Below are 15274 nucleotides of genomic sequence, written 5' to 3'. Positions count from 1 at the left end.
ATTATCGCTGATATAAACGAAAAGTCGCTGATATATTGAAATAATCGCCGATATAATTTGAAAAGTCGCCGATATAATCTCCAATCAAAAAAAAACAAGTGAAATGATCCCTGATGCTGAGCTGAAACAGCAGCACAAGGCGAGCGATTGAGGTGCGTATTGAAAAAACGCCGATAAAATAAGATTATCGCTGATATAAACGAAAAGTCGCTGATATATTGAAATAATCGCTGATATAATTTGAAAAGTGGCCGATATAATTTCCAATCAAATAAAAATAAGTGAAATGATCCCTGATGCTGAGCTGAAACAGCAGCACAAAGCGAGCGATTGAGGTGCGTATTGAAAAAACGCCGATAAAATAAGATTATCGCTGATATAAACGAAAAGTCGCTGATATATTGGAATAATCGCCGACAAATTAAAAAAGTCGCTGATATAATTCATATCCAAATACAACCAAGCAAATAAATCAAAGATCATGAACGAAAACCACAACAATGCTGCCTTCAATGAGCTCTAAATGAACAAACATCATTTGCGAATTAGTATACAATCAAAAAGACACTTATAATAGTGTCTTTTTTCAATATGTCAGACAATCCAGGCTCTACTCTCTGCTTTTTTCTGACCAACTAGCCTATCAAGATGATATTTCATTCGCGTTGGAGGTGATTAGCCTCCTCTGCTTGTCATAATCCTGCTCTGGCTCCTAGTCCCCTCGAGGTCATAAGCCACGAATGAATTGAAGGCAAAGAACACCTTCATTTCATTCACGTCTTATGCATGTCGGGGCTAAGCAGTCGCCTCCGCTTTTCATTGTACAGCTGCGGTGGCTAGGGGCTCGAGGTCTTAAGATAGGCCCCAAGAAAGGTGAAAACCAACCTTTCCGGGGGCCTATCTTAAGCTTGTCGCCCCTGGCAAGCCTCCTCCGCTTTTCTAATTCCCAGTAAGTGTGCTTTGAAAAAGAGTAAAGTTGTGGCATAATTCATAAGGATAGATAATTGTTTATTGAACGAAATACGAGATTTAGAGGTGACTGATTATGGAAAGGTTACAAAAAGTCATTGCCCATGCAGGGATTGCTTCACGCAGGAAGGCTGAACAGCTTATTGCGGAAGGACATGTAAAGGTAAACGGACAAATTGTAAAAGAACAAGGGGTAAAAGTATCCCCATCTGATAAAGTGGAAGTTGACAGCATTCCTGTTGAGAGGGAGCAGCCTGTTTATTTTCTACTGTATAAGCCAAGAGGTGTACTATCTGCGGTATCTGATGACAAAGGCAGACCAGTCGTGACAGATTATTTTTCTGAGGTCGAGCAAAGGGTTTATCCAGTAGGAAGACTGGATTACGATACTTCCGGGCTATTGATTATGACAAATGATGGCGACTTCGCTAATTTGCTTATGCACCCGAAAAGTGAAGTGGAGAAGGTATATGTAACAAAAGTGAAGGGGATCCCATCAAAAGAGGCCCTTCGTAAACTGCAAAAAGGTGTAAAGCTAGAGGATGGGAAAACGGCACCTGCCAAGACAAAAGTGCTTTCGACTGATAAAAAGAAACAGACGGCAATCATTGAAATAATCATTCATGAAGGCCGCAACCATCAAGTAAGAAGGATGATGGAGGCAGTTGGGCATCCGGTCTTAAAGCTCAAGCGGGAAAGATACGCATCACTTACCTTGCAAGGCTTAACTGCTGGTGAAGGTAGAGAGCTTACTGCACATGAAGTAAAGCAATTAAGAGCGATTGCAAGTAAGAAGAAATAATATTAGGAAAAAACTGGACTAAAATTCATAGAAGTGTCACAGTTACTTCACATCGTTTACAATCTAAATATTTTAAGTAATGATATAATAAATACCAAAATTGATTAAAATAACGTATAAAAACCTAGTGGATTTATTAGGGGGAATTTTCATGAAAAAACGACGGCTGGTAATGAGAACGGTTATACTACTAATATTGGGAGCAGCCGTTGCCTACACTTTGTATGCGAACTTTAGCAAAGATAAAGTTCATAAAGTGGAAATGGGAAAGGAAGCACCTGATTTTGTTCTTGTCGACATGGAAGGCGAAAGCCATCGTTTATCGGATTATAAAGGACAAGGCGTTTTTTTGAATTTTTGGGGTACATGGTGCAAGCCATGTGAAAAAGAAATGCCGTACATAAACAACCAGTATAAGCAATTTGAAGACCAAGGGGTACAAACGTTAGCGATTAATATAAGTGAGTCTAATTTAGCTGTCAGTAAATTTTTAGATAGGCATAATCTCGATTTTCCGGTCGTCATTGATAAAGATGGGCAAGTTAGAAATGCTTATGGGATTGGTCCGTTACCAGCTACCTTTTTAGTTGATCCAGAGGGAAAAGTGGTTAAATATCACACGGGGACATTAACAGAATCTATGGTAAGAGAATTTATGGAACAGATTAAACCATAGCTTATGGGGAGTTTTTGACGATGAAACAGGTAAAATGTGAATGTGGGCACGTGAATCCGCATGGTACAGTACTTTGTGAATCTTGTGGACGAGTTTTAGTAGAGGAAGAGAAGAGCAAAAAAGTCGTTGATATGCGTTATGAGGGGAGTGCTAGACGCTCTCAAACATATAACAAGACGATTATAGATAAAATATGGAATTTCTTTTCCTCTGTTAAAGTGGGTGTTACCCTCATTATTATTACATTAGCTGCATCTGCGATTGGTACTATATTCCCGCAGGAAATGTATATTCCAACGACTGAACCAGCTTCAATCTACTATGAAAGCCAATACGGCTTTCTTGGAAAACTTTATTATGTTCTAGGTCTTCATAATTTATATAGTTCATGGTGGTATCTTGTTTTAATTGCCTCGATTGGCATCTCACTGGTAATTTGCAGTCTTGATCGGGTAATTCCACTATACAGAGCCTTGAAAAACCAGAAGGTTAGCAGACATGAAGGTTTTTTAAAGCGTCAAAGACTGTTTGGGATTTCTAAAGTAGATGAGTTAGATCATTCTTATGAACTAGTAAAAGAAAAGCTTGAAAGTAAGCGCTATAAAATCAGAGAAGAAAACGGTGACATTTTAGCGGAAAAAGGGAGATTCTCCAGATGGGGCCCCTATATAAACCATATCGGACTTATCATCTTTTTAATTGGCGGCATGATGAGATTTGTACCAGGAATGTATGTGGATGAATTATTATGGGTTCGTGAAGGCGAAACAGCAGTCATTCCAGAAACAAATGGAGAATACTATTTGGAGAATCATAAGTTCGTTCTTGAAGTATATGACAAGGATAGCGACAATGAGGCGTTTGCCAATGCAATTGAAAACAACGGCATGGTAGCAAAGAACTTCCAAACAGATACTACATTGTACAAAAAATCAGCGGAGACAGTAGCTGGAGAAGAACCGATTTTAGATAAGGTAGAAGATTATGAACTACGCGTAAATGAACCTTTAAAATTTGAACAGTTTGCCTTATACCAGCAAAGCTATAAGCTCGATGAATTAAATCAAATGCATTTTGCTCTAACGAATAAAGAAACAAATGAAGCGTTGGGCGATTTAACAATCGACTTATATAACCCACAGGATGAGTATGATCTGGGCGAAGGTTATAAAGTAGAAGTTCTTAGTTACTTCCCTGATTTTGAATTTGATGAAAATTCTGAGCCAGTAACAAAATCCAGAATTCCAAATAATCCTGCTTTCGTTTTTAAAATGTTCACACCTGAGAAGCCGGATGGAGAAGTAAGCTTTGTTGCGATTAAACAAACAATAGAGCCGTTTGGTGATAATGATTTTAAAATGACATTTAAGGGCGTTGAGACTAAGAATGTATCAGCCATTACTGTCAGAAAAGATTTGACGCTGGGCATACTGGCAGTCGGAGGCTTTATCTTTATGATCGGTGTCATTCAAGGAGCTTATTGGAATCATCGCCGCATTTGGCTTCGCAGAGTAGATGGTGAAGTTTGGGTTGCAGGTCATACGAATAAGAATTGGCACGGACTCAAGCGGGAAATCACAGGAATTCTACAGGGAACAGGGATAGAAGAACCTAAAGATCAATTGGATGAAAAAGAAAAGTAAGGAGGAATAATGGATGGTTAGTTTAAGTGGAAATTTATTATTTATTGCCTTCCTTCTTTACTTAATAGGAACGGTATTCTTTGCAGGTTCTATTAAGGATAAAAGAGGCAGAGAAAAAGAACATGGTCCGAATAAATGGGCAAAGATAGGAGTTGGCATTACCATTGCCGGATTCCTATCTCAAGTTTCATACTTTATCACGAGATGGATTGCAGCAGGCCATGCACCTGTAAGTAATTTATTTGAATTCACTACATTCTTTGGCATGTGTCTTGTTGGAGCATTTATTGTTATTTATTTCATTTATAAATTAGCAGCACTTGGATTATTTACTTTACCAGTAGCGATGTTATTAATTGCATATGCAGCGATGTTCCCGAGGGATATTTCCCCACTGGTTCCGTCTTTGCAAAGTAATTGGTTACATATTCACGTAACAACGGCCGCTTTAGGGCAGGCGATACTAGCAATCAGCTTTATAGCTGGGCTTATTTACTTAATCAAAGCTGTGGATCATTCAAAAAAGAATAAGGAAGCTTTTTGGCTGGAAGCAGTTCTATTTGGACTTGTATGTACGCTTGGCTTTGTGGTAATTTCAACAGTCTTCTCTGCCGCAGGGTATAAGTCGGACTTCAACTGGATTGATAACAATAATGTTGAATCTGTACAGGAATTTCACTTACCTGCATTAGTTGGGCCGCATGAAGGTGAACATTTAACACCAGACAAATTTTCACCGCTTGTCGAAACACCAGCAATAATAGATGCGAAGAAACTTAATACTGTTATTTGGTCATTAATTACAGGAACGGTTCTTTACTTACTATTTAGATTGCTTTTCCGTAAGCGTATTGCAGAGTCATTGCAATCTCTAACCAAACGTGTGAATCTAGATTTAGTAGATGAAATTGGCTACCGCTCTGTTTTAATCGGGTTCCCGATATTCACATTAGGTGCATTAATCTTTGCGATGATTTGGGCGCAAATCGCATGGTCGCGTTTCTGGGGATGGGATCCTAAAGAAGTATGGGCTCTTATTACATGGTTATTTTATGCAGCTTACTTGCATCTGCGCTTATCAAAAGGCTGGCATGGTAATAAATCAGCATGGCTTGGCGTCATAGGGTTTATCATAATCATGTTTAACCTTATTGTCGTGAACCTTGTTATTGCTGGACTTCATTCTTATGCAGGTTCATAATAATAGTCATTCAAGTTACTCAAATAATCACTAAGGTAGACTAGTATGCCTTCACTTCACTATAGTGAAGTGAAGGCTTTTTTCTTTAAAAAGTCAGGGACTCATCAACTTTATAGGGAGATGTTTATAGCCATGGAAAAAGATATTAAAATTTTAGTCGTAGATGATGAAGAAAGAATCCGCCGTTTATTAAAAATGTATCTAGAAAGAGAAGATTATTTTATTGAAGAAGCTGAGGATGGGGAAACAGCGCTTGAAAAGGCTTTAGAGAATGATTATGATATCATTCTCCTAGATTTAATGATGCCTGGTAAAGATGGAATTGAGGTATGTAAAGAGCTGCGGGAGAAAAAAGCCACGCCGATTATTATGCTTACTGCTAAAGGGGAAGAGGTCAATCGAGTGCAGGGGTTTGAAGCGGGAACGGATGATTATATCGTGAAGCCCTTCAGTCCCAGAGAAGTCGTGCTTCGTGTGAAGGCATTACTTAGGCGTTCTTCAAAAGCAACATTTGTACAGCCTGAAATTTCTGCCAAAGACGTCATTGTGTTCCCATTTTTAACGATTGACAATGATGCACATCGCGTCCTTGCTGATGGTAAGGAAGTAAGCTTGACGCCGAAGGAATACGAGCTTCTGTATTTCCTTGCAAAGGCGCCTGACAAAGTATTTGACAGGGAGCAGTTGCTTAAAGAAGTATGGCATTATGAATTCTTTGGAGACCTAAGAACAGTGGATACACATGTGAAACGCTTGCGTGAAAAGCTTAATAAAGTTTCAGAGCAGGCGGCTAGAATGATTGTTACAGTATGGGGTGTGGGTTATAAATTTGAGGTTATTAATGAATGAGACTTTGGCGCAGTGTAGTAGGTAAATTATGGGCTACTTTTTTACTACTCGTATCATTCGTTCTATTTATTCTAACCGTGATGCTTCTGGAGTTTTTTGATAATTATCATATTAACCAAATAGAAAAAGGACTTACAAATACAGCTAATAAAATCGCTCGTATTTTAGATGAACATGATCTCGAAGTTGGGTTAGAGATTGCCTGGGAGTTAGTTGATGAAAATACGAAAATAATTATCATCAAGGGAGATGACGAATATTATTATTCTCCAAATAAGAATGAGACTTTCGAGCTTCCTCTATCGTATCTGTATGAAGATAAGGGATTAAATGCAGTATTTACGGAGAATAAACCGGTAAATAAAGTATCCTCTTATTTCACACAGGATGATGAAGACCTCGATAATCCTGATGTGTTAATTATTGGCGTACCTCTGCCAGAATCGAATACAGAGGATGGAGCTGTTTTTATCTACCAGTCTCTCGAGGTTATGCAAGAAACCACTCAGTCAACAACAAAATTCATTTTCCTTGCAGCGGGTGTAGCAATTATCTTAACAACGGTCTTTGCTTTCTTTTTATCAACGAGAATTACAGCGCCCCTAAGAAAGATGAAGGAAGCTGTGTCAGCAGCAGCTAAGGGGAATTTTGATACGAAGGTTCCTTTTTTATCCAATGATGAAATTGGTGAATTGGCGATAGCTTTCAATCAGATGGGAAGACAGTTGAAATACAATATGGATGCGCTAAGCCAGGAAAAAGAGCAGCTGGCGAGTATTCTTAGCAGTATGGCCGATGGTGTCTTCACATTTAATAAGGATGGTGCCATACTAATTACGAACCCGCCGGCCGAACGTTTTCTCCATAGCTGGTATTATGAACAAGAAAACGATAATAACAAAATGGTTCCACCACTTGTTATGGAGCTCTTTTTGACTGCTGTTGAGACTGAGGAAGAGCAAATTGGTGAAATCAATGTGCAAGGAAGAAACTGGGTTATGATTATTAGCCCGCTGTATAATCAGAAATTTATCCGTGGTGCTGTCGCAGTGATCAGAGATATGACTGAAGAAAGACAGCTTGATAAACTTCGCAAAGATTTTATTGCCAATGTTTCTCATGAACTTCGTACACCGATTGCTATGATGCAAGGTTACAGCGAAGCCATTGTTGATGATATTGCTGGAACGGAAGAAGAGAAGCAGGAAATGGCAAAAGTCATCTATGATGAATCATTAAGAATGGGACGGCTTGTCAATGAGCTTCTTGATATTGCGAGAATGGAAGCGGGTCATATTCAACTGACAAGGGAAGCAATCGATGTAAAGCCTTTCATCAGAAAAATTATCCGTAAATTCCAAGGATTAGCTAATAACAAAAATATTAGGCTCAGTGAATCACTGGAAAGCAAACCTCTATGGGCAAGCTTTGATCCTGATAGAATTGAGCAGGTTTTAACTAATTTAATTGATAACGCCATTCGTCATACTCCTGAAGATGGTAAGGTCATTGTATCTGAAAAAAGCGATGATCGCGGGTTGGTAATTGAAGTCATTGATTCGGGATCAGGAATTCCTGAAGAAGATTTGCCTTTTGTATTTGAACGTTTCTATAAAGCGGATAAAGCAAGAACGCGTGGTAGATCTGGGACGGGTTTAGGACTTGCAATCGCAAAAAATATTGTTGATGCACATAAAGGTCAAATTACGGTCCAAAGCAAACTTGGACAAGGTACGACATTTTCCATTTTTATTCCACGAAATAATGATTAACCTGAGAGAACTTTGACGATTGTTCTTGATTCATGGGAAACATGAAAGAAAAGGAAGGATTTTCGGAAGATATCCTTCCTTTTCTTTATGATTAATACTATATTTAAATTGTAACTTTTTTAAACATATTTACGACTATAATATAGAACGGGGAGGGGAAGCGATGAACTCCGTTTTTGATGACTTATATACGAAATATCATCAAGATGTATTTCAGTTTCTTTTTTATATGGTCAGAAACAGAGAATTGGCAGAGGATTTAATGCAGGAAGTATATATAAGAGTATTAAAGTCCTATGATAAATTCGAAGGTAAAAGCAGCGAGAAGACTTGGCTATTTTCTATTGCTCGTAATGTGGCGATTGACTCATTTCGTAAACAAAAGGGCTGGAAGCTAAAGATAATCGAAAAATTTGATTGGTCACAGCAGCAGGTAAGAGATGAGAATCCAATGCCTGAAGAGATTGCGATGCAAAATGAAAATACCCAAATGATTTATAAATGCTTGGATGTCTGTACGGTAGATCAAAGATTGGTGATTGTGATGCGGTATTTACAAGATATGTCTATAGCTGAAACAGCTGAGAGTTTGGGCTGGACGGAAAGTAAAGTGAAGACTACCCAGCACAGAGCGCTAAAAGTGTTGAAGAAGCATATGGTGGATTTGATGGATAAGGAGGGATCGGATAGTGAGGAAACAGAATTGGAGCGATGAACAGCTAGAAGATTTGTTAAGGCAAATGCCGAAAGTAGAAGACCATCGAGACAAGCAAGAGATCTATCAGAGCGTCACATTGAAAATGAGTAAAAGAAAATCAAAAAGATGGATCATTCCTTCCGCTGCCACTGCTGCTGCCTTGCTTTTAATATTTATTCTTGCTCCTACGATGCTGAACTGGCAGGAGGCTGCAGACAGCTCAGTTGGAAATAATATGGAAAGAATGAGCCAATCAAGTAGTGATAAAGTTGTGATGCAGGAAGAAGGCAAAGAAGACGAGGAGACGGCTCCTGCTGATCATGATGATAACGACGCTGGGAATGAAGATAAATCATCGGCACCTGAAGAGAGTACCATAGACAAAGAGCAGGCTGCGGATGATAATAATCCTACGAACTATAATGTTGCCTCAACAAATTATGAGAGAACAGCAATATACGACGATGAAGTTGCTGATCAGGAAGTATTAACCTATCAAATACCAGATAAACAGGTGCAAAATATCGTTCCAGTTAGTATTCTTGTTCAGAAGGAACAAGGGAAGTCTAAATTTGACTTGTTTAAGGAATACATGCATGAATTAAGAGAAAGTGAGTGGGGGCTGATGGACTATTATCCGTTGGATGCCAATTTAGAACTAAACCCTGCTAATCAAGTTTTAACGGTTAATGTTCCTGAACATAATAATTTATCATCGAGTACATCAAGTAACTCTTTTGGTGCAGCATTGTCTGACATGCTCTACGCATATGATATCAAGCAAATAAATATGCAGACGGATGGGCAGCCTGGAATTGACTTGGGAAATGGAAAAGAAGAAACCTTTATCCCAGGTGAGAGCTCAAGCAAATCTGCATACTATTTCTATTATCCAGACGGATTGAATGCCAAGCCATTTTTAGTTCCTTTTCGGGATAAATTAAGCTCAGTTAAAGAAGCTTTTGTAGCTATGAAAAAGAACATAGATACTCATAAATTAGAAGCCTCTATTCCAGATGATATTGATTTTGAAGCTGAGGAATCATCAGGTGACCAATTGGTTATTAGATTCACAAATGATTCTGATGTAGTTAATGATGAATCAACCTTGTATACCATTGAAGCTATTTTGCTCACAGCCAAGGAATTTGATTACACTGCTGTGAGAGTGGAGAATGCAGATGTAGATCAAATAGGCACATTTAATCTAAATGAGGAAATAAAAGTACCTTTAGCGGCCAATAAAAGGTCGATAAATTAAGTAAATGTAGATGCAGACTTAATTATCATTTTTAAATGATAGTTAAGTCTGTTTTTTTTTGTTTAGTATAAGAAGATTGTAAAATATCATTGGGGAACTTTCGCTTTTTTGTATAAAAATCCCGCAAGTAATCATATAATAATAAACGTGCCTTTTTTAAGCGCTCCTCCCTGTGTAAAAGTTCTAAAAAGGGACAAGGGTACATAGGGTGAATGGGAGAGCGATAATGTGGAAATTACTCTAACCTTTAATAATTATCAGTAAAGAAATATAGGAGGAAGAGGTTTGAAGGATTATATTCGACGTTTTTTAATTGCAGGAGTGATGGCGATTTGTGTGAGCCTTCTATTCTTAGGCGGTAAAAGCGCAAAAGCTGAAACAGATTTTCAAGCAATGACGAGTCAATGGGTATGGCCCTCTGAAGGGGTCATTACAGATACATTTGGCACAAGGAAGGGTCAGCATAAAGGTATAGATATTGCTGCAGAATTAGGTACTCCTATTCATGCAGTAGATAGTGGGATTGTTGTGAGATCTTATTTCTCAGATTCATATGGCAATGTCGTGTTTATTCGTCATGATAATCAAACAGAAACGGTCTATGCTCATTTGCAAAATCGGGTCGTAAGTGAGGGACAAGCCGTTGCAGCGGGTCAAGAAATAGGAGCAATGGGAAACACCGGTGACTCTTCAGGTGTCCATTTGCATTTTGAAATACATAAGAACGAATGGACCTTTAATAAAGAAAATGCCATCGATCCTTTTATTGCCTTTAATGATAAGGAAATCGGTCACGCTGTCGTTGTATCTGGTCAAGGAGAAAAAAAGGTAGATGACGAGGCATTGAGTGATGAGAATGGGTTTCTTCCCTATCTTGTTCAGCAAGGAGACAGTCTTTGGTCGATTGCAGAGAAGCATGGGATTTCTGTGGAGATGCTTATGGATGAGAATAATCTTTTGCATGAGGAAATCGGGTTAGGTCAAACCTTGACCATTCCCAAAAGAGCGGAAGAATCAACCTATATTGTCCGAAGCGGTGACACATTAACGGCAATCGCAATAAAATATGATATGCCGATTGATCAATTGGTACAAGTGAATCATATTAATAACGATACAATTTATCCACAACAAGTATTGATTATTCAAAAAAATGAATAAATTTAATTGTTCGAGTCTCCATTAAGGCGTATAATAATTACGTACATTCAGGGGAGGCTTATTCATATGTTAACAGACTATCATAATCATTTAGAAAATGGCACATTAGCGATAGACTATTTGCGAAAGTTTACGGATGCAGCAGCTGAAAAAGGAATTGAAAGCTTCGGCATTTCTGAGCACGCCTATCACTTTTATCAAACGGCCGATATATTGCAAAATTCATGGGTGAATGACAGACGCTATTATGACATGAAAGATTATGTCGCGCTCTTTCAAGAAGCATGGAAGCAAAACATGGATGTGAAAATGTCGATTGAAATGGATTACACTCCAGGGAAACATGCAGAAATGGAAAAGTTCATTCAATCTTATGCGTTTGACTATGTAATTGGTTCAATTCACTGGGTGGGCGATTTCGGCATTGATTTGGCAGAATATCGAAAAGAATGGGATCGCAGAGATATAAATGATATCTATACTAAATACTTTGATCAGGTAATTACATTGGCAGAATCCGGCCTTTTTGATATTGTTGGTCATCTTGATCTTGTAAAGATTTTTAAATATGTCCCAAAGGATGAAGAATTCCTTCTTGAACAATATGATCGGGCAACTGATGCATTAGCTAATTCAAAAACATGTGTTGAGATCAGCAGTGCAGGTTTGAGAAAGCCTGTAGGAGATCTTTACCCAGATAAAAGACTATTACAAAAGTGCTTTGATAAGAACATTCCAATCGTTTTATCATCAGATGCACATTTTCCAGAGCATGTCGGCGCTGACTTTGATCAATCATTGGCATTGGCTAAAGAAGTGGGTTATTCATCCATCATGACTTTTTCCAAGGGAGAAAGAATAGAATATCCCTTAGGTTGAACAATCTTTATTATCCCCCTAAAAACGGACAAGTTTATTAGTCTGTCATTTAGGGGGATTTTTGCATGTGTTAACCCAATCGGCTAAATGAAAAAACTGGACGATTAAAAAACGGCTAATCCAATGAGATTAGCCGCTTTCATTTAATTATAAATTAATTGAATTAATTGAAACTATTTCATCCAGTTTCTCTAAAGAAGCAAGTGCATGATCGTTTAATGGTTTATCAAAAGCAAGTACCATAATAGCTTCACCACCAGCTTGTTTTCGGCCCACTTGCATCGTAGCGATATTGATGCCCTGGTCTCCTAGGATTTGTCCAACGTGGCCAATGACACCAGGTCTATCCATATGTTGAATGTATAGCAGGTTGCCTTCAGGGAGGAAATCAATATTAAATCCGTTTAAATACACGATTCTAGGTCCATAATGATCGATGAATGTTCCTCTTACTGTAAAGGCATTTTCTTCACCTTTTGCAGAGACGGTGATGCAATTGTCATATCCAAAGGCATCTGTAGAGATTTTTTCTCCAACAGTGATGCCTCTTTCTTTTGCTGTTAACAAAGCATTCACTTCATTGACATTTACATCAATTCTATTCTTGAAGAATCCGGAAAGCATAGCTTTTGTTAAGTAGGATGTTTCAAGATTTGTCACTGAACCAGAGTAGGTTATAGATAGCTCATGAACACCTTCTTTAACACATTGTGAAAGAATATAGCCGATTTGCTTTGAAATTTGATGGAACGGTTGAATTTTTTCGAAAATATCTTTTGAAATTGCAGGCAGGTTTATTGAGTTGGAAACTGGCAGATCTTCGAAAAAGTATCGCACCTCTTTAGCAACTTGGGTTGCAACGTTTAATTGTGCTTCTTTTGTTGAAGCACCTAAGTGTGGAGTGACAATAACATTCTCATATTTTAAAAGGGGATGCTCTCCAGGAGGTTCTGTTTCGAAAACATCAAGTGCAACTCCGCCAACATGTCCGTTGCCGACATATGTCGCTAAATCTTGTTCATCAATAATTCCGCCACGTGCACAATTCAGTAAATACACGCCTTTTTTCGTTTTCTTTAAAGCTTCCTCGTTAATGATTCCTTTCGTTTCAGGTGTGAGCGGTGTATGTACCGTAATGATGTCTGCAGCCACTAATAACTCATCGAGAGTTGATGATTCCACCCCAAGCTTTGCTGCTCTTTCCTTTGTTAGAAAAGGATCAAAAACATTAACGTTCATTCCAAACACTTTAGCGCGCTTGGCAATTTCTGAACCTATTCTTCCCATGCCAACAATGCCGAGTCTTTTACCGTATAATTCTGTTCCGATAAAGGCATTTCTTTTCCACTCTTTGTTCTTAACTGAGCTATGTGCTTGTGGAATGTTTCTCAGTAATGAAGCCATCATTGCGAAGGTGTGTTCTGCAGTTGAAATCGTGTTACCGTCCGGAGCATTGATAACAATGATTCCTTTCTTGGTAGCTGCAGGCACATCTATATTATCAACGCCGACACCAGCTCTTGCGATAATTTTCAAACTTGGCATTTGGTTTAGTAGCTTTTCCGTTACCTTTGTTGCACTTCGTACAAGTAATGCGTCAATCTGATCTAAATTGACTTCTGGATCATTCGTTTTCTTCTGGATAATTTCTGCCTCTTTTAATCCTAATAATGGTTCCAGGCCTTCTGCGTTGATGCTATCTGCAACTAAAATTTGATACATTATGAACCCTCCTAAGATAGTGGACCAATTATCTGATAATTTTACAAGACGAATATTTATCTGTCAATTCAAATTATTGTTTGTATTTACAATGGAAACGCTTTAATGTGATAAAACATCAGAAATGCTCACTTTCTTCACGATTTTAGGTAAATTTTAGTTAGGACTTCACAAGCGACATTTTTTTCAGTATAATAAAGCTGTGACAATAAAATATGGTCTATCTTCGGGGCAGGGTGAAATTCCCGACCGGCGGTGATAAGCTATGAGCTTTAAGCCCGCGAGCCTGAGAGTACGTCTAGCATTTTTTAGAAGTACGCAACAATTTGGCAGGATTTGGTGTGACTCCAAAGCCGACAGTATAGTCTGGATGGGAGAAGATGGAGGTTCTGCATACGTTCAAAAAATATTATTTATTTGAACGTTTATTAAGAGTGCCTTTGTGATTTCTCCCTCAAGTGATGACTTGAGGGTTTTTTATTGCAAAGAAGCTTTTGGCCGAACCTTTCTTCTATAGGAGAGATAGCCTAATAAGGAGAGAGGAAATTGAAAAAACTGAATGTCAAAGCTTTTGTAGCCATTGGTATGCTTAGCAGTATCGCATATATTTTAATGCTGCTAAACTTTCCATTACCACCTTTTCCAAACTTTTTAATGATTGATTTTAGCGATATTCCTGCTTTAATCGCTGCATTAATTTTTGGACCTATCGCAGGTATTTTGGTGGAATTGTTTAAAAATGTCCTGGATTACTTTATGACAGGCAGCGCAACAGGTGTACCAGTCGGTCATGTTGCAAACTTTATTGCAGGGATAATGTTTATTCTCCCAACTTATTACGTATACAATAAGCTGAAGACTAAAAAAGGAATGACGATCGGTTTGATCATTGGATCTGGAGTTATGGCAGTAACGATGAGCTTACTTAATTATTATGTATTCCTTCCTGCATATACGATGTTTTTAAATATGCCGGTTATGTCAGCTCCAGAAATGAAGTCTACAGTGGTCGCTTTTATCTTGCCGTTCAATTTTATAAAGGGAATTTTAATCACTTCTGTATTTTTAGTGTTATTTACAAAATTGAACACTTGGATAACAAAACAAAGAGCATTAAATACAGTCGCTTAAATATATGGACAGCAGCCCGACTTAGTGGGGCTGCTGTTTTTAATTAGGTGCTCGCTTGCGAATGTTGAGTATAGACACTAGAACAGACTAAGTTGAAAGACTAATGAACTGAACTGCAATTTAAGCAAGGGCAAATACATTGCAAAATAAAAAAAAAGCCCCGCATTTAGGGGGCATTCTATGGTTAAGAAAGAAAAAGTTGATGATTATTCGAATTTAAGCGCGTCTCCATCAAATGATTCATCCGCAATTTTAATAGAATCAGTTGGGCAGCCTTCGAAAGCATCCATCATATCTTCTATTAATACATCTGGAATTTCAACAATTCCTTCATTATCATCTAATGTTACAAAGGCAATGCCTTCATCATCATAGTCATAAATATCTGGCGCTGCTGCACCGCAAGCCCCACATGCAATACATGTTTCCTTGTCAACAATTGTATATTTTGCCATGCAAATACCTCCTAAAAAATTAAGATCCATAATTATCTTCTTGCTTCGCGTTTTTT

General features: G+C 38.2%; 13 protein-coding genes and 1 riboswitch. Of the genes, 11 read left to right on the top strand and 2 right to left on the bottom strand.

Annotation, left to right across the window (positions count from 1 at the left end):
- Positions 1-1045: 1045 nt before the first annotated feature.
- From J2S17_RS14685 to J2S17_RS14640, 10 genes are all read left to right on the top strand, one after another.
- Positions 1046-1771, top strand: a complete 726-nt coding sequence (locus J2S17_RS14685; protein ID WP_307476094.1) for a pseudouridine synthase — start codon at positions 1046-1048, stop codon at positions 1769-1771.
- 151 nt (positions 1772-1922) lie between these two features.
- Positions 1923-2447 carry a thiol-disulfide oxidoreductase ResA gene (gene resA / locus J2S17_RS14680; RefSeq protein ID WP_307476092.1) on the top strand — a complete coding sequence of 175 codons (525 nt, stop codon included), beginning with the start codon at positions 1923-1925 and terminating at the stop codon, positions 2445-2447.
- Between the two features lie 20 nt (positions 2448-2467).
- Positions 2468-4090: a cytochrome c biogenesis protein ResB gene (gene resB / locus J2S17_RS14675; protein WP_307476090.1), complete on the top strand. Its 1623-nt coding sequence runs from the start codon at positions 2468-2470 to the stop codon at positions 4088-4090.
- 13 nt (positions 4091-4103) lie between these two features.
- Positions 4104-5291 carry a c-type cytochrome biogenesis protein CcsB gene (gene ccsB / locus J2S17_RS14670; RefSeq protein ID WP_307476087.1) on the top strand — a complete coding sequence of 396 codons (1188 nt, stop codon included), beginning with the start codon at positions 4104-4106 and terminating at the stop codon, positions 5289-5291.
- A 132-nt stretch (positions 5292-5423) separates the two neighbouring features.
- Positions 5424-6140, top strand: a complete 717-nt coding sequence (locus tag J2S17_RS14665) for a response regulator transcription factor (protein WP_307476086.1) — start codon at positions 5424-5426, stop codon at positions 6138-6140.
- On the top strand, positions 6137-7912 hold the full coding sequence (locus tag J2S17_RS14660; RefSeq protein WP_307476084.1) for an ATP-binding protein: 1776 nt from the start codon (positions 6137-6139) through the stop codon (positions 7910-7912). The genes J2S17_RS14665 and J2S17_RS14660 overlap by 4 nt, the downstream gene beginning before the upstream one ends.
- Before the next feature lie 163 nt (positions 7913-8075).
- Positions 8076-8627 carry an RNA polymerase sigma factor SigX gene (sigX, locus tag J2S17_RS14655; protein ID WP_307476082.1) on the top strand — a complete coding sequence of 184 codons (552 nt, stop codon included), beginning with the start codon at positions 8076-8078 and terminating at the stop codon, positions 8625-8627.
- Positions 8602-9870 (top strand): RsiX family anti-sigma factor, encoded by a 1269-nt coding sequence (locus J2S17_RS14650; protein ID WP_307476080.1) that lies wholly within the window; start codon positions 8602-8604, stop codon positions 9868-9870. The genes sigX and J2S17_RS14650 overlap by 26 nt, the downstream gene beginning before the upstream one ends.
- 285 nt (positions 9871-10155) lie before the next feature.
- Positions 10156-11031 carry a peptidoglycan DD-metalloendopeptidase family protein gene (locus J2S17_RS14645; protein WP_307476079.1) on the top strand — a complete coding sequence of 292 codons (876 nt, stop codon included), beginning with the start codon at positions 10156-10158 and terminating at the stop codon, positions 11029-11031.
- A 66-nt stretch (positions 11032-11097) separates the two neighbouring features.
- Positions 11098-11910 carry a histidinol-phosphatase gene (locus tag J2S17_RS14640; protein ID WP_307476077.1) on the top strand — a complete coding sequence of 271 codons (813 nt, stop codon included), beginning with the start codon at positions 11098-11100 and terminating at the stop codon, positions 11908-11910.
- 147 nt (positions 11911-12057) lie between these two features.
- On the opposite strand, the gene serA is transcribed toward J2S17_RS14640, so the two are convergent.
- Positions 12058-13632 carry a phosphoglycerate dehydrogenase gene (gene serA, locus J2S17_RS14635; RefSeq protein ID WP_307476075.1) on the bottom strand — a complete coding sequence of 525 codons (1575 nt, stop codon included), beginning with the start codon at positions 13630-13632 and terminating at the stop codon, positions 12058-12060.
- Between the two features lie 218 nt (positions 13633-13850).
- Positions 13851-14018: riboswitch (FMN riboswitch) on the top strand.
- 160 nt (positions 14019-14178) lie between these two features.
- Between serA and J2S17_RS14630 the strand changes: the two genes are divergently transcribed.
- Positions 14179-14763 (top strand): ECF transporter S component, encoded by a 585-nt coding sequence (locus J2S17_RS14630; protein ID WP_307476074.1) that lies wholly within the window; start codon positions 14179-14181, stop codon positions 14761-14763.
- A 206-nt stretch (positions 14764-14969) separates the two neighbouring features.
- Here the strand turns inward: J2S17_RS14630 and J2S17_RS14625 are convergent, their stop codons facing one another.
- Positions 14970-15218, bottom strand: coding sequence for a ferredoxin (locus tag J2S17_RS14625; protein WP_307476073.1), 249 nt, complete (start codon positions 15216-15218; stop codon positions 14970-14972).
- Between the last annotated feature and the right edge of the window lie 56 nt (positions 15219-15274).

It is taken from the genome of Cytobacillus purgationiresistens, from assembly GCF_030813235.1.
Lineage (GTDB): Bacteria > Bacillota > Bacilli > Bacillales > Cytobacillaceae > Cytobacillus > Cytobacillus purgationiresistens.
Note: the sequence above shows the minus strand (reverse complement) of the source record. Positions and strands in the feature narration are given on the sequence as shown.